Annotated in this window: 1 protein-coding gene; it reads right to left on the bottom strand. The window is 36.3% G+C overall.

The features are described 5' to 3' along the window. On the bottom strand, nt 1-330 hold a 330-nt coding region (locus tag HK417_RS24565), incomplete at its 3' end, for a hypothetical protein (RefSeq protein WP_222273454.1). Nucleotides 331-651: the final 321 nt, after the last annotated feature.

Below are 651 nucleotides of genomic sequence, written 5' to 3'. Positions count from 1 at the left end.
CGAAACAATGTTCCTGACTATCCCTGGCATAAATAAATAGTCCTCTAATTTTATAACATGCCCTGATGGTAAAGTTAAGTCACAGGTCCCTACAGCCAATGCAGCAACATTTGCTCCATTTTCAACTTGCAAGGAAACCTGATCTCGACCTAACTGTCTGCTCCCTTTAAGTTCTTTCATACTGTTACATATGTGAGAACTTGCTCCAGTATCTAATACCCAGGAGGAAGCAGAACTGACTGATAGATAAAACCCTGAATTAGGAACCATTCCTATTTCTTTAGACAGTTCTTTGTTACAGGATTCAGATAAGCAATCGTCAAATTCCATTTCAGATATTTGTTTGAGTATAACCATTATGATATCTACAAAATAAGTGACAGACTATTAAAATATATTTCATTTATTTCCATAAATACTTGGTCTTTAGTTTTATGGTACCTCCCACTATTTTATCAAATCCCATACACCCTCTATAGGATTCGAGAACTCAATAAAGAATTCTTAATGTGGATTGGGGTCCCATTTGAACTAGTGGGCCTCACATGTTAGTTTCTTGGTCCATTAATCCAAAGGGGTGGATAACTCTTTATCCAATGCTTCACTAAGCAAATTCCAATCATCTTTTAGCCTCTAAAATACAGTAACCTC

Origin of the sequence: Modestobacter marinus (assembly GCF_019799945.1) — a bacterium.
Classification (GTDB): Bacteria; Actinomycetota; Actinomycetes; order Mycobacteriales; family Geodermatophilaceae; genus Modestobacter; species Modestobacter marinus_B.
Note: the sequence above shows the minus strand (reverse complement) of the source record. Positions and strands in the feature narration are given on the sequence as shown.